Here is a 20612-nt window from a genome sequence, read left to right as displayed (position 1 = left end):
GTTGTGAGTAAAAATTATGGCGAATATTCGTTTAGCAACCCCCTTCGATGCCAAACATCTTCCTGCCGTGGAAATTTCTGCAGGGCAGACATTCACGAGTATCGAAAAATATCAATGGCTTGCCGAAGGTGATGGGCAAACAGAGCAAGACCACCTCGATTTTATTTCCGAGCAATTAGAATGGGTTGCGGTGAATGATTGCGATGAACCAATTGGTTTTATCAATGCTGAAGATCATCATACTAGCCTACATATTTGTGAGGTTTCTGTCTGCCAGCAATGGCAAGGGCAGGGTTTGGGTAAAAAGCTGATTAAGCAGGTTCTTGATGCCGCTTTGGCACGGAATATCACGGTAGTGACATTGACCACTTGCCGTGATGTGCCTTGGAATGCACCTTATTACCAACGCTTAGGTTTTAAAATTCTTGCAATTAATGAGTTAACCACCGAGTTACAGGCTATTTTACAGTCTGAAGTCGAGGCGGGGTTTGCCGCTGAAGACCGTTGTGCAATGGCTATCTCATTAACATAAGGTATTAATAAGGGAGTTTAATAGGGCGACCTAATAATAATTTCCTTACCCAAAAACGGTTTGGGTTCAATTCTGCAAGGGTTTCATCGTCGAGCGGGAGTATTTGTCCAAAAATTTGAGCAGCCAGCAATTCCGCACAAAGGGGGGCAGTGGATAACCCTCTTGACCCTAATGCCCCAAAAATAAATAAATTTGGGTGCACAGGCGCTAGTGCAATAGGCTGCTCTTTGGCAATTTTGCTGGGTAAATCATGGTAATGCGCCAGATGTTGTTCAAAATCAGGCACATTGCCTAATAAGGGAAAGTGGTCGCGAATAACACAACGAATACCTTGGCGTGAATGTTGTTGCGAGATGTCGATATCCCTAGGCCAAGTTACATCAGGTAGGTTATCAATCAGTTTTTGGCGGTTTCCTTGTTGCTCTTCCTCACTATAATCTAAATCAAGTCGCTCACGTTGGTAGCTAGCGCCTAAGCAATGTTGTGTACCAGAGGTATCGGCAGGGGTTAAATACCCTTCAAAGCACAGAACATTTTTCAGTTGTTGTAGGGTGTGATTGGTAGGAATGTGGCTCACTTGCCCACGCACAGGTGAGATAGGTAAATTGATGGTTTGAGCAAATTGGCGCAGTTTGTGCCCATTGGCAATAATGACAGTTGAGTGAACACGTGTTAGCTCTTTTTGCGGCGCTGTTTCAATCAATAATTGCCAATCTTGTTCAGTTTGTTTTAATTCCACCACATTATGTTCAAAACAGAAGGTAACGCCTTTCTGCTGCAAATATTGCCGCAAACTCTCACAAAATTGGGCAGGGCAAAGCCATCCTCCAGACGCATAATGAATGCCATCATGGTTGACATCAACACCGCAAATATCACTCAATTGTAGACGATTCTTACCAATAGCAAAATCGTCAGGCCACTCAGTTTCTAACATTCCCGCTATTTTACGAGCTACTTTGTCGTTATACGCTAATTGGCTGACACCGCACCATTGCCCCTCAAATACGATCCCCTGTTTCGCCAATTGATGGTAAAAGCGAGAAGCAAAAGGGAAAGCGCTGACAAAAAAGCGCTCAAGTGGATCGTTATTGCCTGTGAGTAAGGGATAAATAGCCCCTTGGCGATTGCCTGAAGCATTTTGTGCAACTTGGGCATCTTGGCAGTATAAGGTGACTTTAGCACCGCGCTTATGAAGTGCGTAGGCTGCCGTTAAACTGGCGAGCCCACCGCCAATGATAGCAACATCCGTTGGGTTGTCTGCTTTTCGTCTTGCGAACCAAGGGGTTGGGATATTAATTTCTTTTTCAGCTAATACTCCGGTTAACATTTCTCGCTTGTTACCAAAGCCTTTGACTTTTTTAAGGGTGAAACCAGCTTGTTGCAGGCCTCTCTTGACCGCACCTGCCACGGTAAATGTCGCAAAAGTCCCATTAAGGCGAGCTAATGTTGCCATGTTAGTGAACAGCTGTTCACTCCACATTTCGGGATTTTTTGAGGGTGCGAAACCATCTAAAAACCAAGCATCTATCTTATTGTTTAAATTGCTTTTTAGTAAAGATATTTGCTCATTAACATCGCCAAACCATAAATCTAATATGATATGGCCATTTTCTAAAATGATCCGCTGATTACCCGGTAAGGCTTGTGGCCAACTTTCACAAAGGATTTGCGATAAACTAGCAAGTTCAGGCCAGCAGCGATGTGCAGCGATTAAATCTGTTTTTGTTAAAGGGTATTTTTCGAAACTGATGAAATGTAATTGCTGTAATGTTGCGTTTGGGTTTTCGGTTTTAAACTGCTTAAAAGATTGCCACAATGCTAAAAAATTCAAACCCGTACCAAACCCTGTTTCGGCAATCACACAGGTTGCAAGAGGGTGCGTCGCAAAGCGGTCAGGAAAATGATTTCCTTGCAAAAAAACATGGCGAGCTTCTTCTAAGCCATTTTGGTTAGAAAAATAGATATCTGCAAACTGTTCAGACATAGGAGTGCCTTCGTCATTCCAACTTAGGCGTGCGGTTTGTACAGCGTTCTTTTTCACGATAAGCCTACATTGTTTATATAATTCCTAAATTTTACCGCTGATATCGGTGTAAGGCTACCGTCATAAAAAAGACTCATTCCCGTCACAAAGAAAAAAATACAAATATTTACCCTGATCGGACTTGTTCAGCGTACAAGTGTAAGCTAAAGTGACAACCTGTAATCCCGCAATCATATAATTATAGTCATGAGGTAACGAATGAAGCGTGCAGTCATCACTGGTCTAGGTATTGTTTCCAGCCTTGGTAATAACCAGGAAGAAGTACTGGCTTCTTTGAAGGAAGGTCGTTCCGGGATCACTTTCTCAGAAGAATTCAAAGAGGCAGGGCTACGTAGCCATGTCTGGGGTAATGTCAAAAATTTAGACCCGAAAGACTTAATCGACCGTAAAATTTTCCGTTTTATGAGTGATTGCTCCGCCTATGCTTATTTATCAATGGAACAAGCGGTTGCGGATTCAGGTTTAACAGAAGAACAAGTTTCAAATTTACGTACAGGTATCGTTGTTGGTTCCGGTGGTGGTTCTCCACGTAATCAAGTTGCGGGTTCTGACGGTATGCGTGCTAAAGGTTTACGTGGTGTAGGCCCATATATGGTGACTCGTGCAATGGCATCGGGTATTTCTGCTTGTTTAGCAACACCGTTTAAAATCAAAGGCGTAAACTACTCAATTAGTTCTGCTTGTTCAACATCAGCGCACTGCATCGGCCATGCCGTTGAATTGATCCAATTAGGCAAACAGGATGTGGTTTTTGCGGGTGGTGGTGAAGAACTGAGCTGGGAAATGACCTGTGAGTTTGATGCGATGGGCGCATTGTCGACTAAATACAATGAAACTCCAGACAAAGCATCAAGAACTTACGATAAAGACCGTGATGGTTTCGTTATCGCAGGTGGTGGCGGTATCGTCGTCGTTGAAGAGTTAGAGCATGCGTTAGCACGTGGTGCGCATATCTATGCTGAAATCGTTGGCTATGGTGCTACATCTGACGGTGCAGACATGGTTGCGCCATCAGGAGAAGGTGCTGTGCGCTGTATGCAAATGGCAATGCAAGGTGTCGATAAAATTGATTATATCAATACACACGGTACATCAACGCCAGTGGGTGACACCAAAGAGTTAGAAGCTATCCAGGAAGTGTTTGGTGCTAACTCTCCTGCAATTTCTGCAACGAAAGCGATGAGCGGTCACTCATTAGGTGCTGCGGGTGTCCACGAAGCAATTTACAGCTTGCTGATGTTAGAACACGGCTTTATTGCACCAAGCATTAACGTCGAAAATCTAGATGAGAAAGCAGCGGGCCTGAATATCGTGACTAAACCAACGGAGCAAGCGCTGGAAACAGTCATGTCTAACAGTTTCGGTTTCGGTGGAACTAACGCCACATTAGTGATGAGCAAATACAAAGCATAATTTGTATCAGATTAACTAATTGAATAAACGAGAACTTCGGTTCTCGTTTTTTTATGTGAAAGTAATTGATCATTTCATCGTTGTTTTATTAAATAATTAATATGTTTAATATGGGAGTATATATCAAATAAATAAAGTTAATTGATATAGGAATAAGTTATGGGTATTAAAACTCTCATTTATAAACTCAACAATAGTTCTAGCAAGATGCTTGAAGTCTATAAGAAAAATCCATCCGAAGCCAATAAGAAAAATTTACTTAGCATGGTAATTTCTAAAATAAATAATACATACAGTCAGTATGGGTGGGATATTGAATCGGAAAATAAAGAGAAAATTACAAAGCAAATTAATATTATAAATAGCTTTATAAGTATTAATACAGAAAAATCAAATACCAAAGAGTTGAGAAGTAGTCCCCTTATACAAATTAAATCAGAACATAAATTAGATAGGCTTGCAGCATACTATGATTATTCAAATAAAATAATAACTGCTGAGGATATGTCAAAACTTTTACTTAATAGTACCTATGATGGAACTATTCATATTAGTAGTGCAAATATTGATTTTTCAGGTTCAAATCTATCGAACACAGTTGTGGATACAAGCAACAACATGCCTTTGCTAAGAGCGAATTTTTCTGATGCAATAGCTGAAAATACACAGATTAAAATCCCAGTTAAGGTAGATGTTGATTACAATTTTACCAATGCTAATTTAAAGGGTGCTAAAATAACTCTAGATATTGATTATGATAATTTGAGTGATACTGTTATGAATAGCCTATTTGGTAGTGATAGCACCAATTATAAAAGTGTTTTTAGTTCAATATCGACAATTGACAATAAATATCTTGGGATTAAACAAGCAGCATTTAAGATGCTTGCGAAAGCATATGCTGGAAGAAAGGATTATTTTGAAAAAAACAGAGTGATTAAACAATATTTTTTGGAGCAATATCGTGACATTAATATGGTACTAGAAGAGAAGCAATATACTGGTAACCACGCTGTTTAACTAAATTAACTAATCTCCATCACTTCCCCCTGAATCGGATGATGAACAATCAGAACTTGAGTTATCATTAGAACAATAATGGCTACTTGAGCGGTGGTTACCATCACTGGATGTGCTGTCATAATAAGGGGGCGTGTAGCTTGAACTCGCATTATTTGAATTCACTCGACATGCAGTTTCTTTCACATTTTTACGCACTTCAAATATTCGACTTTTGCCTTTCGACCAGCCAATAGTCACTAAAGTGATATTTTTCTTTACGCTGATATGCAGCATTTTCCCACAAAAAATATGCATTTTACCCAGCGCTTTTATTTGGATATAACCGCTGTCTTTTTCCGTGATAGTTACGGGCTTTTGGCTATGAATGGTGTAACGGTCACCATAGACATCAATGGTACGTGTATACGCTAACGGTTTCGGCTGGATATTAAAAAGGACAAAAAATAATCTATCGAACATAAAGTTTAATATTTTAATGAATGAGTCTAACAAAATAATTCATCAAAAGTCTTTCTTCACTCGTCTTTGTCTGATTAAACAGTTGTAGTTCATTGTTCGAATAATAAATCATCACTTTATGCAATTTTTGGTGGGGTGTTTATGCCATGATGACGACGAGATTAAAGACATTAGGGGGTTATATGAATTTCACAAGATGTAGATATTGGAAAAATGACTTTAATATTTTAACTCATCATGTACTTAAAATTATTACCACGAAATTTAGTAACATGATTTATAGAGTGAGAAATTGTTTTATTTCTTGCCCATTATTTACTAAAAAGCACACAAATAGGCCACAGATAAACGGCCATGTACTGCCTAATTTTAACTATCGAAACGAAGTGCTAGCCAGTGCTAGCCAAGTCCTTCGCTCTCAAGAGTCGCTGTGCTAAACATATTCAAAATAAAGTCGAAATATACAATTTAAGTAAAAAAATGCCCCAAAATCACACTGGGGCAAAGTTTTACAGAGATGTTATGAACAACAATCAACTATGAAGTAGCTGGCTGTTTACGTTTACGAATACGCTTTACAATAGGCGGAAGAATTAGCACTAATACTGCCAGTATTAATAAACTTTGAGAAATCGTACTGCTCCAAAGAATATCGAAATTTCCATTACTGATGGATAACGAACGGCGTAAGTTTTGTTCTAGCATTTCACCTAATACAAACCCTAAGATTAATGGCGACAATGGGAAGTTCATTTTTCGTAGAATAAACCCAAATACGCCAAGCCCCATCATGAGTAACAAATCAAATGTCGTACTGTGAACGGCATATACCCCGACAGCAGAAATGCAAGCAATAGCAGGGACTAAAAACCATAATGGAACCGTTAGCATCCGTGTGAATAAGCCAATTAATGGAATATTCATGATGAGCAGAACTACGTTAGCAATTAATAAAGCCGCAATTAACCCCCACACAATATCAGGTTGCTCAGTAAACATACCTGGGCCTGGGGTGATATTATAGAGCGTTAGCGCCCCCATCATTACTGCAGTTGTCCCCGACCCCGGAACGCCAAGGGTTAACATTGGGATAAATGAGCCACAGGCAGAGGCATTATTGGCTGCTTCTGGTGCAGCGACACCGCGAACATCGCCATTACCAAAATCGCCTTTTTCGCCACTGATTTTCTTTTCAGTCATATAGGTTATGGCACTGGCAATGGTGGCACCGGCACCTGGTAAGACGCCAACAAAGAACCCAATAAAAGAGGAGCGTAAAGCAGGGCCAGCACACGCTTTGACCTCTTTGCGATTAAACAGCATTCTGCCTGTTTTGCGGATCAGCCCTTGTCCTGTTGCCGTGCCTTCGAGCATCAATAAAATTTCGCTAACAGAGAACAAACCAATAACCACGACGATAAACTGCACGCCATCCGATAAATGTACGCTATCAAACGTAAAACGATATTCCCCAGAGTTGGCATCTACGCCCACAGTAGCAAGAGATAAACCAATTAATGCCGCCAATAGTGATTTAATTGGGTTTTGGCTCATCATACTGCCCAAACAGGCAATAGCAAAAACCATCAAAGCGAAATACTCAGCAGGCCCGAAAGCCAAAGACCATTGCGCTAATAAAGGAGCAAATAAAATAATACCCACAATCGCAATCGTTGAGCCAAGGAATGAACTCACTGCAGAAATTGACAGTGCAACACCACCTTTACCTTGTTTTGCCATTGGGTAACCATCTAGCGTGGTCATGATTGCAGCGGCATCACCAGGGACATTGAGTAATATGGATGAGATACGTCCACCATATTCACAACCTAAATAAACTGTGGCGAGTAAGATTAATGCAGACTCGGCCGGTAATTTAAGTGCAAAGGCCAGCGGTAGCAAAATAGCGACACCATTAATTGGGCCGAGGCCGGGAAGCATCCCAACGATAGTACCGATAAAACAGCCAATTAAGGCGATCAAGATATTTTGAGGAACAAGAGCAACCTCAAAACCTTGTGATAGGTACATCCAAGTTTCCATGATTTCGTTCCTTAATTAAGCAAGCTACCAATAGGTAAGGTTACATCTAGCCATTTATCAAAGGCATAGAATAGAAAGATACCTAAGACGGGGCCGGAAATAACCGCGGCGATAGGTGTTGCGCCAAATAGCAGGGCAATACTAATGGTGAGCAAACTAGTGGCAATCGGGAACCCCAACCATTCAAAAGCCCATGCATAGATAACAAGTGCAACGACTAATAAAACTAAACGACGTAATACATAGGGTTTTGGCCACTCAACGGCTTCTTGCTTGCCAAATAATAAGGCAAGGGCACAAAGCGCCATTAAAGAGAGTATGACAACCGGAAAAGGGCGGGGGCCCAGTGGTTCATAACTAAACTCACTCTGGATCCCCCAACCAATATAAATTCCGATAGCACACAGTATTAGCCAAACTATGGCAAATATGCGTTGGCTCATCGTTCACCCCATTATTTGGCTAAACCGAAGGCACGGGCTTGTTCACGGTATTGCTCGATTTCTTTTTTGACATAACTATCGAGTTCTTGCCCGGTTAAGTTGTATTCAAATAAGCCGCGGAGTTCGCGTTGTTTTTTGAATTCGTCGGTTTGTTGCAGTTTTTGGAAGGCTTCAACCCATTGGTTATAATCGGCATCAGACACTTTGGGGCCCATATAGAAGCCGCGGATGATTGGCCAGACAATGTCATAGCCTTGTTCTTTGGCTGTTGGGATGTCAGATAAACCATCTTCAAGGCGTTTATCTGAGTAGACAGCAAGGATACGAATTTTACCTTCATTGATATATGGCGTCATTTCGCTGATATCCCCTGAAAGGACTTGAATATGGTTGCCCAGTAGTGCCGTTAAGGTTTCACCGCCCCCTTCAAAAGCTACGTAACGCATTTTGCGAGGGTCAATATCAATGGCTTTGGCTAACAAGGCCGTTTTCATCCAATCTTGGCTACCAATCGACCCTCCAGCACCAAAGACGATGCTGTTCGGATCCTTTTTGAAGGTATCCATTAAATCTTTCAGAGTCTTATAAGGTGAATCTGCACGCACGGCAATCATACCGTAATCGCTTCCTACACTAGCCAGCCAACGCACATCGTTTTCGTTATAGCGACCAAACTTACCTTGAGCAAGATTGAGTAAAGAACCGCCGGAGAAAGCAACAATGGTGCCGGGTTCAGCAGGGCGTTGAGCGACTATGGCGTTATAAGCGACCGCGCCAATACCGCCAGGCATGTAGGTCACTCGCATTGGTTTTTCGATTTCTTTGGTTTCTAATAGGGAAACTTGGACTAATTTACAGGTTAAATCAAAACCACCGCCGGGTTTGGCGGGAGCAATACATTCGGTGCGCTCAGGTAGGGCATTTGCTTGGTTGATGCCAACTAAAAATATTGCTGTTGCTAAGGCCTTCAGTGTGAATTTTTTCATTCTTTTTTCCTTACTAAGACAATAATTAGAGGTATATATTGTTTACTTCTTGTTTTGTTGGTATGGCATCATTGACCGACGAAGCTTTCATTTACCTTTCATTAACAAATATTATTATTTTTATGTGATATATATCAGATTGTTTTGTATTTTTGCTTTTTTGTTATGTTAATTTAATGTTAAATTAATCACGTTAATAGTGTTTATTAACAATAGTTGTGATGGACACAGTAAATATGCGCACATTTGCTTTCCATTCATTCAATGGAATGCCAACGTATACTGATAAATAATTATAATGAGTATGCGGAATGAGAATTTTATTGGTTGAAGATCATGACGAATTGTCATTATGGTTACAGAAGGCTTTGTCGTCATCTGGGTTTGCAGTTGATGTTGCTAGTGATGGCGCGATAGCAGACCAGCTATTACAAACTGAGCACTATGAATTAGTCGTGTTAGATGTATCACTTCCGAGAATGAGTGGGCTTGAGGTATTAGCGCAAATGCGCAAACGTCATCAAGAAACCCCAGTCTTGTTATTAACGGCGAATTCAGATGTGGCCGACCGAGTTCAAGGGCTAAATGCAGGGGCTGATGACTACCTGACTAAACCTTTTGATATTGCGGAATTAGAAGCACGTCTTCGCGCTTTATTGCGACGTAGTCAAGGGCAAGTGAATGAATCACAACAGTTTGGTTTGCTTAGTTACCATGAGGACGGTTATTTCTTATTAGGACAAGAACCACTTGGCTTGACGCCAAGAGAATATGCGGTGTTAAACACCTTATTTCATCGACGAGGGCGCCCTGTTTCTAAAATGCAATTATTTGAGCAGGTGTTTTCGTTGTCAGATGAAGCCAATTTACAAAGTATTGAGTTATATGTTCACCGTGTTAGAAAAAAACTTGCTGGTTCGGATGTTAATATCAATACCTTACGCGGATTGGGATACCGATTAGAGCAGTGTAGTGTATGAAATTAGTCTCTCATCCACGCTCTCTCTTTCATCAGTTGCTGCTCTTTTTCGGTATCCCCCTCATTTTATTGGGGAGTTTTTCGGTTTATACGCACTACTACAGTGCAAAAAATGCCGCAAACTTAGCCTATGACCGCACATTATTAGCTTCAGCTCGAACCGTCGCGGAGCGCTTGCAAGTTGTCGATGGGCACCTCTCAGTCAGTGTGCCTTATGTGGTGCTTGATAGCTTCGAGCTAAATAATAATGACCGAATTTTTTATCAAGTTATTTCTCCCGGTGGTGAAACTATTTCTGGTTATGATGACTTACCGCCGATTCCCCCGTATTGGATGCGCTCACAGCATTATACTGCGCTAGTTTATTTTTATGATGCGCAGTACAAAGGCTTGCCTATCCGTATTGCTGCATTTTATCAACCGATTAATGAAGGCGGTATCACTGGGATGGTTGAAATCCGTGTGGCGGAAACAGTTTATTCGCGACAAGATCTTGCTAATCAATTATTAATTTCTGCCCTGATGAGCCAAGGTACTGTGGTGTTTTTAACTTTGGTACTTGCCTATATTTTACTTAGTAAGTTATTGGCACCGCTAAAAAAATTGTCCCATTTAATGTTAAGCCGTTCCGCTAATGATTTAACCCCTTTGCCTGATTTGCTGCCGTGGTCTGATTTATCACCATTAATTGATGCATTAAACCGCTATATTTCCCGCCTAAAGCGGATGGTTCGACGGCAAGAACGGTTTAGTGCGGATGCCTCTCACCAACTTAAAACGCCGCTAACTGTCCTCAAAACACAGGTTTCTGTTGCGATTAATAGTCAGGATGAAACCCAACGGCAACAGAGTTTACAAGCTATCGATAAAACTCTTGATAACACGATCAATTTGACGGATAGGCTTTTGCAGTTATCACGTTTAAAAGCCCATGAGAAAGAAGCCATTACACAGTATCGTGCTATAAACTTAGTGGATATTGTTCACCAGGCTTGTTTTACTCGGTTACCCCAAGCAGAAAGCCAAAATATTGACTTAGGTTATGAAGGCGCGGAAACAGCATGGATTAAAGGTGAACCTATTTTATTAGCAGAGATGTGTGCAAATTTAATTGATAATGCTATTAAATATACCCCTGCAAATGGGGTGGTCACCGTTCGGGTGGTCAGCAGTGATGACCATCTTCATTGGGTTTTGGAGGTCGAAGATTCAGGCCCTGGGATCCCAGACGCTAAAATTAGCCGTTCTATGGAAGCTTTTACTCGATTAAATAACGCGTTAGGAAAGGAAGGTGCAGGACTAGGTCTCGCTTTAGTGAAAGATATTGCCAGTTATCATGGTTCTGAACCACAGTTATTAAAAAGTGAGTTACTTAATGGATTGTTGGTTAAAATTGCATTTAAAGCAAGCCAAGCGCCACACTGAAAAGAACGCCCTAATTAGAGCGCTCCATTAGTGACAAATTTTAGGATAATAAAGCTTGATGCACTTAGTTTCGTATTGGTACTAACACCTGTGGTAGTGTGTTATTTGAAGTCTCCGGATTAAAATTACTGCTTATTATTTGTTGTGAGAATCCGGCTATGAATCGGACTAATGTATCTGCTAGATTATAATAATCGTTAGTATTTGTAAGTCCGTTATGTATGCCCAGTAGGTGTATTTTTCCTTTTTGTTCCATAAGTAATTTTTTTTCTCTTATTTTTGAGTCAGTTTGGTATATTTCCTTAACCAAAGAAAGTGTGTCTCTATGGGACCACTTTCTATCGCTATAGTCCAAATTCTGATAAATAAATTCTGTTAGATTTATTTCTTCATCTTTTTGTTGAATTATTAGTGTATTTCGTTTATCAATGTCTATTGACATATCTGGGTTTTGTTTCAAGTCAATCTTTTCATTAAGGGATTTAATTAAAGCAGTAGTATTTCGTAATGCATTTATTTTATCGCTAATCGTTTGGTAATAATTTCTCTCACTGGTTTCAGAGGAAACTGATTTTAATGGAACAAAATTATGAATCTGCGAAATATAAGTATCTGCTTTCATATTTAGATTTTCATATTCTATTGCTATATTAACGTCTTCTTCATTAAAATTAATAATGAAAGGCATCGGACTAGAAGATTGAGAAGATAAATATAAATTATTATTTAATTCTAAATTAATGAGTCTCAGGGAAACCTTTGTTTTTATTAGTAAATCATAATGCTGAGATATTAAATATTCAATGTCTTTACGGATTTTTTTTGGGTTTTTTAGTATTGTATTTTCAGCGAGATAATTAGATAAATTATCCTTTATGATAGACATGTCGTTTTCTAATTTATCTATTTCGTATAAGAATATCTGTTTATTTTTATATAGACCCGCTTCATTTTTTAATTCAATTTGAATTCGTTGGTAAATTAGGTTAAATAATTCGTCTAATTTATTCTCGATGTTTTCATGATGTCTGTCTTTATCAACATAAATAAATGGAGGCATTAGTTCGGAAGTTAATATTTGATTTTTTATTGTTAATTCAATGTTCATTTTAAATCTATCAAACGATTTTAATGACTCAGTAAGCAAACTAAACTTATTATTATTTGATTGGCTTTCGATAAAAGCATTCCTGTCGAATTCTTTATAATTTTTAAAGTGTTCAATGGTGTGATTTAAGTTTTTGTGTTTTTTTATTTTTTTCATATTTAAAATCAAATATTGAATTTCTGCGGTATCAATATTTAGTTCTGAAATATATTTACTTATTTTATTAATAGTGTTTTCATCTTTATGATAATTAGAGTTCTCATTATTTAGGCTTTCTAGTAATTCTTTGATTTTATTTGTTGTATCCCTGTGGGTTATAGCTAATTGCTTTGCTTTTAATTCAAGTTGGTACGTTTTATCTATAATAGATAATCTTTTATCTTGAATATCGACTGTTTTTTTTAAGTATTCTTTGAATAAAACATCGATATCATCTGAAGCGTTATTAAAATTATTGACTTCTATATTTATAGATTTTAAAAGGTCATCGATTTCTTGAGGTGTTTTTTTTTCTTTTGAAGTAAAAGTGTTGCGTATCTGAACATTTAGTTCTAATAACCTTGCAAAATCTAAATTCGATACCTCTGTAGCATTAAATTGAGATAATTGTTTTTTTAATTGGCTGGTTAATTCTAAAATGATTTCTTTATCACCTATCGAAGAATCTTTAGTTGTATTGTTTTGGGGGCTTTTCTTATATTCATTATTTAATTTATTTAGTATATCTAATTTATTCATTTGTTTTATTAATAGGCTTCTAACTTCAGTTTCTATATATTGTAAATTAAACCATTCTACGCTTGTATATTTCACGTGAGTTTGTAGTTTGCCAATTTTATTTAGTAGTTTAATATAAATATTATTGTTTTCTTTTAAGTTTTCATGGGAATCTTTGACCATCTTTTCTAAACGAGATGCGTCATTGAATGGTTTTTCAAAAATTGATAGGGTTGCAGAATGATTAGGTTCCTGAGATATATTGTGGTTGTTTATGTTACCTTGTGGTTTTTCTTTTTTGTTTAAAGTTGATATTTGGTTTGCATTCATAGTAAACACTCCATGTTAATGATTATTAGACCTGCATGTAAACAGGTTTAATATAATCTAACAAAAGGAGAGGGACTAATTTTTATTTTATATGAAAATACGATTAATATAATTTAAATTATTAGCCAATAATTTTTTAAATTATATTATAGATGGGTGCTATGAAATGTTTTTGTCTGGTTATAAAAATGATAATTGTAGATAGGTTAAGGCGCTAAAGGAAATTAGCGCCTTCATAATTCAATTATTTATTAATTAGATTGAAATCCCACTCTTTGAGAGCTTTCATGGAATCCTTATCTTGGTACTTAGCACCCAGTTCAAGGTAGTCATGGGCTTTTTGGATATCTTCTTTGGTTTTGTTACCTACCCAGCCATTATAGTACATATAAGCAAGCTTATATTTTGCCATAGCGTGGTGGTTACCTTGTTCAAGGTCTGTCATATCGTAATATTTCGCTGCGCGGACATAATCTTTTGGTATACCTTGGCCAAAATAGAGCATATCCCCAGCTAAATGTGCAGTATTACTGTCATTTTGTTGCGCACCTAAATCAAAATAATAAAGCGCTTTCGGGAAGTCTTTTTCAATGCCACGTTCATTATCTTTACGGTAAAGATTACCTAAAATATTATAGGCGCGAGGGTAGCCATTTTTTCCTGCTAATTCATAGTAGTAGAGCATCTTTTGTGTATCTTCGGGGACACGTTCTCCACGTGCGTAGGCGATACCTAATGAAAAGGCTGACATTTTGTCTCCTGCCTCAGCTTCGACTCGCTGCTTTTCAATTTGCTCGGCAAAACGGCCATATTTCTCGTAGGCTTTTTCATCGGCAACTTGTTTTTCAATCTCTTGTTTATCTTGAGCTGAAAGTTTATCCATTAGCTCAATAGAACTTGGTTTTTTATCAAGTTGCAATGCGTAGTAATAGGCTTGTTTGGCATCACCTTTTTCTACATATGCTTCATAAATTGCGTCAAGTGCATATGTTGGGTGGTAATATAACGAAATTTTATACCATTCGATGGCTTTGTCGATATTGTTATCAACATTACAATCACCTTTTAAATAGGTGGTTCCCATCTCTTCAGAAAGACTTTCTGGGTAATGAATATAGTGTTTGTCGGTATTTTTCTGGAAATTGCTTTTTTCAATCCACTCCTTCAAATATCGGCTTGCTTTATCCATATCTACATTATCGCTATTGCTACAATATTTACCGGGGTAATAGATTTGATAGAGCTTTTTGGTTGCGGCTAAATCGCCTTTATCATAAGCCTGTTGTAAATAAGTTAAGGCTTGAGTGTTATCACTATTGACATAATAGTGATACAAGTTCACCAGTGCTCCGGTTCGATTGTTTTTTTCACTGAGTAGCAACGCTAAATATTTTTGTTCATCTTTGGGGCGGTTGAGCTTCCTTTTTTCATCTTTAATCCCATCTCGATACAAATCCACCAGTGCATTGAAGGCATTATTAGAAAGCTTCTCATCGGTTGATTTCATACCTTCTTGTAGATATTGAATGGCTAAATCATATTCAGGAGAGCCAGAAACAATTTCGCTATCATATAAATAAGTTTGGGCTAATTGAACTTTAGAAAATAGGTCACCTTTCGCTGTGCCATCAGTATAATTTTGACGTTTTGCTTGGCTATCTTCAGTCACGGAATCAAGCGGTTGATAAGCGGCTAAATTGCCAGCCTTGATACTTTTCTTATACCAATCTTGCGCCGCAAGATCTCTACCGCGTGAACTATACCAATCCCCAAGTTTAATATAAGCGGCCGTATCGCCTTTTTTGGCAGGAACAACCAGGGTTTCATAAACTTCAATATAATCATCAACCCGTTTTGGATTAGAATGTTTGCGTAAATAAATGATGGCTTCATCCCAATCAGGTGCCATTAACCAAGCGTTTTTTTCGTCATTTAGCACGCCCATATAGCGCATCTCACTATAGAGAGCGATGGCGTAGTCATTACCTTCATCACTCGCTTGTTTTAGGTATTTAGCCGCTTCAAAACGATCTTCCTTGACACCTTGGCCATAGAAATAAGCTCGACCTACTTTGTATTTTGCTGAAGGACTATTATTGAGCGTTTTCATGCCAATTTCATAATCATCCATGTACTTGATGAATTCATTGCCCCAACTACCTGATTTAAGGTAATACTCACGTGCTTTTTGTCGATTAGGCTCAACAAGCTGGCTACCTTTTAAATATTGATGTGCCAGTTTACGGGTATAGTCTTTGCTGCCAAGGGCGGCTAATTGGTCGTAATAACCTAATATTTTCGCTTTATTGGCATCAACATATTGATCTTGTTGGTAATAATCAATGAGCTCTTCAAGTGCGCTTTCTTGATTGAATTTTGCACTTTTCTCTAAATATTCAAGCCATTTTTTCTGATCGACTTTCTGTCCATAATTACCATATTTATATGCATTGGCCAGTGTGCGCAACGCGTCAGGGTCGTTTTGCTTCGCTTTTACTTGAATATTGGCAAACGAGGATTTAGATTTTTCAATTTCTCGTTTACGTGATTTTAAAAAGCTATAATCAGGATCAGAAATTTGGTTGTAATAGAAAAGGGCGGTATCATAATTGGCATCTTCGCCGTAGTTACCTTCTTGGTAAATTTCTCCTAACTCATATAAGCAGCGGTTGTTTTTAAGTGCCGCACATTTTTTATATTGAGGAATTAAATCTTTTTGAGTCAGTCCAGTAATTTGTTGGAAGCGAGATTTATAATACGCCTTATCATTGTGATAAGTGACGCTATCAAGGTTTTGTGCGATATATAAATAAGCTGATGCACTGCCTAATTCTGCCGCCTTTAAAATATAATCGTATATTGGTTTTATTTCAGCATCACTTAACGTGTCAACTTGAGTTAATTGAGTCAGTTTATTGATCCCATATAAATAGGTGATATCGGCATCATGATTAATGAGTGGCTCAATTAATTTTTGTGCCTCAGCATGGTTATCATATAACGCCATTTTTACCAATATTGCTTTTGTATCAGCGCGATTTAAACCAGTTTTTAACAAAACACCTTGAGCGATTTGTAGCTCATGTGGGAGTAATTCAGCTTGTGCTTGAGGCGAATGGAGTACATTGACAACCAAATTAGCGATTTTATCGGTTTCTGTTGGTCGGTATGTTAATAATGCAGCGGCATAATTAACTTGGCTGTTAAAATTACGTTTAATTGATTTTTCATATAAATCAAAAGCTTGTTCGCTATTTTTTTCTGCATCTTCTTTGAGTAGATAATCAGCATATAAATAGGCTAAGGAATAATTTTCGCGTTTAATTACATCCTCTTTGAGGATATCGATAACCGTTTTTTCATCGATAAGTGCTTTAATATCATAACGATAATATAATTGAACTAATAGGCGCTCAGCGGTTGATGGATAACCGTTTGCATTAAGGTTGTCGATGAGTAACTTAGCCGCTTTTTGCACATCCTGCTTAGTACCAAATGCAATAATATAATAACGTGCTAATTGAATTTGAGCATCATAAGTGGGGTCTATGCGATTTGCTTTTTCTAAAGCCGCGAAGGCTTTCTCTGGTGAAAACAACGGACTACCTTTAACACTATAAACATCACTGGCTACCACTAACGCTTCTGCGGAGTTCGGGTATTTTTCCACTAAGATAGGTGTGTATTTAGCGACAATATTACTGAGTTTTTGGGTTGGAAACTCGTAACTGGAAATCGCTCGTTGGTTGATGGTAACGAGCGCGTCTAAATCACCGAGATCTGCTGCAGCGGTGAGATATTTTTCAGCTAAAGCGTCATCACGCTTAACGTCGCTAAATGTACTGCCTGAATAGACTTTATAAGCCTGATACATTGCGGGAGGATATTGGCCTTCGGCGGCATCAGTTAAATCCTGAATACGATCTTTGTCGGCTAGGTAATTTAAATACAAGGCTTTAGGTTGTTTGGCCTCAACAAGCGGCCGGATATAAGCCATCGCACGGTTTTTATTTCTCCGCACGCCATCGCCAGTCATATATTTTTGGTACAGAACATAGATAGCGTTCTCGTCACCACGGCTAGCACGCTCTTCTAAATTAGTGATGACTTTTTGTTTTTCTTCTTCTGTTTGTGAACCATACAATGATAAAGCCCCAGGTTCTAATTCACTTGCGTCAGAAATGTATTCTAGTGCGGAGGAAAAAGAGAGGCGTTCGTACTTTTTGGCTAGCAATGGGTTCGGTGGTACGCCGTTACCGCCATCTTCATAAATTGATGCGAGTAACATCGCGGGTAAAGGAAAGTCGTTGCTGACAAGCGGTGTTAATATTTCAACGGCTTTTTTACTGTCATTCTCAATGTCATGAGCGATATAACCCAAGGCAAATTTGGCCAATCTTGAGCCTTGGTCAGAGGCCAACGTAAAATATTGGCGAGAGAGTTCGATATTTTGCGGAACCTCTTCATATTTATCAGCTAGATAAATACCTCCAACCATTTCTTGTGCTTCTTTTACACCGAGATCAGCGGCTTTAGTTAAAGAGGTTAAACCGTTTTCATCAGTGGAAGTGTCTTCTATTAAGTGTTTATAACGGAAAAAACCAAGGTTATATAACGCATTTTTATTGTTAGATTCCGCCGCTTTAATTAGCCAGTTTTGAGCTGCCACATCATCGGCTTTCGTGCCAATACCGTCTTTATACATCATCGCTAAGGCAAAAGCAGATTGTGAGTCTTTCTCTGCAGTTTTTTGGAATTGTTCAAACGCAGCTTGAGATTCACCTTGTTGATATAAATCATAGCCTAATTGTGAGGGAGAAGATGAGTTGGTGGCATTGACGAAATAAATGCCAATGGCTACAGCAATTATTATCAATACGAACAACCCAACTTTAAACGGCTTAGCCATTGTCATTCCTTATCATAGTGGTTACTTGCCACGATCCATTTAGATTTATCGCGCTATAACGGCTTATTGAGTGGAGCTAATACTCCTAAAGGGGTATTTGATTTTGCTTAAGTCTAATTGGAATTCCAGAAGATTCAATCGGATTATCCTTCATCTGAAAAACGCTAATCCGATAAATGATACTAATGATGGGCGAACTAAAGGTGAATTGAGTGATTTTAAAATGTCACAAAGTATTAATAATGAGGAATATTAAAGTAAAATAAACGAAAGAATGAAGAGGATTTCAAACATAGCCCCACAAAGTGGGGCATATGAGTGACGACATTGCATTTATTGCTTTTGTAATTCTATTCTACTGGCAAGAATCTTCTTGAACCACCTTTTTTTCACGGCGGAATAATTCTGTCAGTGGCGTGCGTAATTGTTGCGCTAACATTACCCCGAGTAAAACCACTCCACCACCGATTAAATGGTAACTTTTGAGTTCTTCACCTAAGGCAAAAATAGCGATAATAGCGGTGAAAACGGGGGCTAGGTTCATAAAAATGGAGGTTGTATTCGCCCCAAGGCGCATAACTCCTTGGATCCATAATGCAGGAGCAATAATGGAAGCCGCAATACCAGCAAATACCACTAAACCGATATTTTGGCTGTTCAGCGAGACATCTTCAGCTAATAAGAAATTAGGGAATAGCATGATAACGCCAAAGAAAACTTGAACGTAGAGTGAGTCCCAACTGGATAACTGGATTGACCAACGCTTAGTAAGCACACCGTACAGGGCATATGCTGCAGACGCAACTAACATCATGGCTTCCCCTTGGCCTAAGCCTTGTGAGAATAATGCGCTTGGGCTTCCTTGGCTCACTAACCACACTAATCCACATAATGAAAGAATTGAACCTAGCACAATCCCCACGGTAGGAATAACGCGTAGTACAAAAATACTAATAATTACTGTTAATAATGGGATCATGGAGTTCATAATTCCCATAAAAGTAGCGCTCACGCTGTGTGCGGCATAATAAGCTAAACTTTGGTATAACATCATCCCTAAAGCGCCCAAAATGGCAAGTTGCCACCAATGCTTCCTGACCATTTTAAAATTTCGAAGCACAGAACGTAATACAAATGGAGTCATCACAAGCAATGCCAGCGCCCAACGGTAAAAAGAGATTGCCGCAGGGTCAATAGCGGTTGATGCCGCTTTGTTTACAATGGCATTAATTGACCATAATAAAACCGCAATCAGCGGAAAAAGAAGATTTTTCATTAAAACACTCTCCCATATTGAATGGGCGCTAGTATACATCTGTCCGATTTTTTATATATACTGATAATCAGACAATCGATAACGCTTTTCAGACAGGTACCATGGAAAATTTAAAATCAGACATTTGGCAAATCAGCGAATGTAATATCGCAGAGCCTGAATTGGTTGCTTTTCGGCATGAGCAAACTGCCGCCCTCACTGAGTATAAATCCCATTCGCATCCTTTTGGTCAAATGCTGTATGTGGTGTGTGGCATCATGGAAATGGAGGTGGCTGGTCAACATTATTTAGCACCGCCAGAATTTTGCATTTGGATCCCTGCGAATATTCCCCATGCTAGCTTTAATAAAGAAAGTGTCAAATTTCGGATTATAGATTTTGCTCATGAATACAACCAAGTGCTGGCTCAACGGCCGTGTGTGATTAAGCTTAGCCCGATATTTCAATCAATTATGACGGACATGTATCAACGCGGTATTGTTCAGCCCGAAACAGAGCAAGACTTGCGTTTGGCTCATGTGCTTATTGATCAATTTCCATTGTCTCCCTGCCAAGACACCTATTTGCCTGTTTCAAAAGATAAATTTCTTGCTCCCATCTTATTAGAGTTACAAGGTGACCCAGCAGATAACACGACGTTAGCACAATGGGCAAAACGCTATTATACATCGGAACGCACGTTATCAAGGCGTTGCCAGCAAGAGTTAGGAATGTCGTTTAGTGAATGGCGTCAACGTTTACGCTACCTACATGCCGTTGCCGGGCTAGAAAAAGGAAAAAGTGTACATGAAGTTGCATTGGATGTCGGATATAGCTCGGCATCCGCCTTTATTGCGATGTTCCAACAAATATCAGGTGTCACACCAGATCGCTTTCGAGCGAAAGAATTTACAGTAGAAGGTAACCTCTCATAGGCATCTGG

At 38.9% G+C, this 20612-nt stretch carries 14 protein-coding genes; 6 read left to right on the top strand and 8 right to left on the bottom strand.

Annotated features, from left to right (window positions below):
- Positions 1–16: 16 nt before the first annotated feature.
- Positions 17–532: a GNAT family N-acetyltransferase gene (locus PR683_RS06665; RefSeq protein ID WP_109911531.1), complete on the top strand. Its 516-nt coding sequence runs from the start codon at positions 17–19 to the stop codon at positions 530–532.
- A 4-nt stretch (positions 533–536) separates the two neighbouring features.
- On the opposite strand, the gene mnmC is transcribed toward PR683_RS06665, so the two are convergent.
- A complete protein-coding gene (gene mnmC / locus PR683_RS06660; RefSeq protein WP_210850393.1) occupies positions 537–2576 on the bottom strand; it encodes a bifunctional tRNA (5-methylaminomethyl-2-thiouridine)(34)-methyltransferase MnmD/FAD-dependent 5-carboxymethylaminomethyl-2-thiouridine(34) oxidoreductase MnmC in 2040 nt (679 codons plus the stop codon).
- Between the two features lie 201 nt (positions 2577–2777).
- On the opposite strand from mnmC, the gene fabB reads away from it, so the two are divergent.
- Both fabB and PR683_RS06650 read left to right on the top strand, forming a co-directional pair.
- Positions 2778–3992 (top strand): beta-ketoacyl-ACP synthase I, encoded by a 1215-nt coding sequence (fabB, locus tag PR683_RS06655; RefSeq protein WP_109911533.1) that lies wholly within the window; start codon positions 2778–2780, stop codon positions 3990–3992.
- Between the two features lie 159 nt (positions 3993–4151).
- The gene (locus PR683_RS06650) at positions 4152–5012 is read left to right on the top strand and encodes a hypothetical protein (RefSeq protein ID WP_004912361.1); all 861 of its coding nucleotides are present in this window, start codon (positions 4152–4154) and stop codon (positions 5010–5012) included.
- Positions 5013–5021: 9 nt separating this feature from the next.
- Here the strand turns inward: PR683_RS06650 and PR683_RS06645 are convergent, their stop codons facing one another.
- From PR683_RS06645 to PR683_RS06630, 4 genes are all read right to left on the bottom strand, one after another.
- Entirely contained in the window at positions 5022–5474 is a 453-nt protein-coding gene (locus PR683_RS06645) for a hypothetical protein (protein WP_211889071.1), read from the bottom strand.
- Positions 5475–6011: 537 nt separating this feature from the next.
- Complete coding sequence (locus PR683_RS06640) at positions 6012–7517, bottom strand: tripartite tricarboxylate transporter permease (RefSeq protein WP_228367601.1); 1506 nt, start codon at positions 7515–7517, stop codon at positions 6012–6014.
- Between the two features lie 11 nt (positions 7518–7528).
- The gene (locus PR683_RS06635; RefSeq protein WP_109911536.1) at positions 7529–7960 is read right to left on the bottom strand and encodes a tripartite tricarboxylate transporter TctB family protein; all 432 of its coding nucleotides are present in this window, start codon (positions 7958–7960) and stop codon (positions 7529–7531) included.
- Positions 7961–7971: 11 nt separating this feature from the next.
- Positions 7972–8946 carry a Bug family tripartite tricarboxylate transporter substrate binding protein gene (locus tag PR683_RS06630; protein WP_004912350.1) on the bottom strand — a complete coding sequence of 325 codons (975 nt, stop codon included), beginning with the start codon at positions 8944–8946 and terminating at the stop codon, positions 7972–7974.
- Positions 8947–9257: 311 nt separating this feature from the next.
- Here PR683_RS06630 and tctD point away from each other — a divergent pair, with 311 nt between their 5' ends.
- Both tctD and PR683_RS06620 read left to right on the top strand, forming a co-directional pair.
- Entirely contained in the window at positions 9258–9926 is a 669-nt protein-coding gene (tctD, locus tag PR683_RS06625; protein ID WP_109911538.1) for a transcriptional regulator TctD, read from the top strand.
- A complete protein-coding gene (locus PR683_RS06620; RefSeq protein WP_109911539.1) occupies positions 9923–11350 on the top strand; it encodes a sensor histidine kinase in 1428 nt (475 codons plus the stop codon). The genes tctD and PR683_RS06620 overlap by 4 nt, the downstream gene beginning before the upstream one ends.
- 64 nt (positions 11351–11414) lie before the next feature.
- Here PR683_RS06620 and PR683_RS06615 read toward each other — a convergent pair whose 3' ends face one another.
- The 3 genes from PR683_RS06615 to PR683_RS06605 form a co-directional block, all read right to left on the bottom strand.
- A complete protein-coding gene (locus PR683_RS06615) occupies positions 11415–13505 on the bottom strand; it encodes a hypothetical protein (protein WP_272581723.1) in 2091 nt (696 codons plus the stop codon).
- Positions 13506–13749: 244 nt separating this feature from the next.
- Positions 13750–18414 carry an SEL1-like repeat protein gene (locus tag PR683_RS06610; RefSeq protein ID WP_272581722.1) on the bottom strand — a complete coding sequence of 1555 codons (4665 nt, stop codon included), beginning with the start codon at positions 18412–18414 and terminating at the stop codon, positions 13750–13752.
- A 355-nt stretch (positions 18415–18769) separates the two neighbouring features.
- Positions 18770–19690: a DMT family transporter gene (locus PR683_RS06605; RefSeq protein ID WP_004912327.1), complete on the bottom strand. Its 921-nt coding sequence runs from the start codon at positions 19688–19690 to the stop codon at positions 18770–18772.
- Positions 19691–19791: 101 nt separating this feature from the next.
- Here PR683_RS06605 and PR683_RS06600 point away from each other — a divergent pair, with 101 nt between their 5' ends.
- Positions 19792–20604: a helix-turn-helix transcriptional regulator gene (locus tag PR683_RS06600; protein ID WP_004912323.1), complete on the top strand. Its 813-nt coding sequence runs from the start codon at positions 19792–19794 to the stop codon at positions 20602–20604.
- The last annotated feature ends 8 nt before the right edge of the window (positions 20605–20612 follow it).

The organism is Providencia sp. PROV269 (assembly GCF_028477785.1).
Classification (GTDB): Bacteria; Pseudomonadota; Gammaproteobacteria; order Enterobacterales; family Enterobacteriaceae; genus Providencia; species Providencia rettgeri.
This window is presented reverse-complemented; position numbering and strand designations above follow the sequence as displayed.

What these genes read in the sequence shown, in the direction of transcription:
- PR683_RS06600 (WP_004912323.1), top strand. Translation starts at nt 19,792, where the DNA reads ATGGAAAATTTAAAATCAGACATTTGGCAAATCAGCGAATGTAATATC.
- PR683_RS06615 (WP_272581723.1), bottom strand. Translation starts at nt 13,505, where the DNA reads ATGAATGCAAACCAAATATCAACTTTAAACAAAAAAGAAAAACCACAA.
- PR683_RS06610 (WP_272581722.1), bottom strand. Translation starts at nt 18,414, where the DNA reads ATGGCTAAGCCGTTTAAAGTTGGGTTGTTCGTATTGATAATAATTGCT.
- PR683_RS06635 (WP_109911536.1), bottom strand. Translation starts at nt 7,960, where the DNA reads ATGAGCCAACGCATATTTGCCATAGTTTGGCTAATACTGTGTGCTATC.
- fabB (WP_109911533.1), top strand. Translation starts at nt 2,778, where the DNA reads ATGAAGCGTGCAGTCATCACTGGTCTAGGTATTGTTTCCAGCCTTGGT.
- PR683_RS06630 (WP_004912350.1), bottom strand. Translation starts at nt 8,946, where the DNA reads ATGAAAAAATTCACACTGAAGGCCTTAGCAACAGCAATATTTTTAGTT.
- PR683_RS06605 (WP_004912327.1), bottom strand. Translation starts at nt 19,690, where the DNA reads ATGAAAAATCTTCTTTTTCCGCTGATTGCGGTTTTATTATGGTCAATT.
- PR683_RS06650 (WP_004912361.1), top strand. Translation starts at nt 4,152, where the DNA reads ATGGGTATTAAAACTCTCATTTATAAACTCAACAATAGTTCTAGCAAG.
- PR683_RS06640 (WP_228367601.1), bottom strand. Translation starts at nt 7,517, where the DNA reads ATGGAAACTTGGATGTACCTATCACAAGGTTTTGAGGTTGCTCTTGTT.
- PR683_RS06645 (WP_211889071.1), bottom strand. Translation starts at nt 5,474, where the DNA reads ATGTTCGATAGATTATTTTTTGTCCTTTTTAATATCCAGCCGAAACCG.
- PR683_RS06620 (WP_109911539.1), top strand. Translation starts at nt 9,923, where the DNA reads ATGAAATTAGTCTCTCATCCACGCTCTCTCTTTCATCAGTTGCTGCTC.
- PR683_RS06665 (WP_109911531.1), top strand. Translation starts at nt 17, where the DNA reads ATGGCGAATATTCGTTTAGCAACCCCCTTCGATGCCAAACATCTTCCT.
- tctD (WP_109911538.1), top strand. Translation starts at nt 9,258, where the DNA reads ATGAGAATTTTATTGGTTGAAGATCATGACGAATTGTCATTATGGTTA.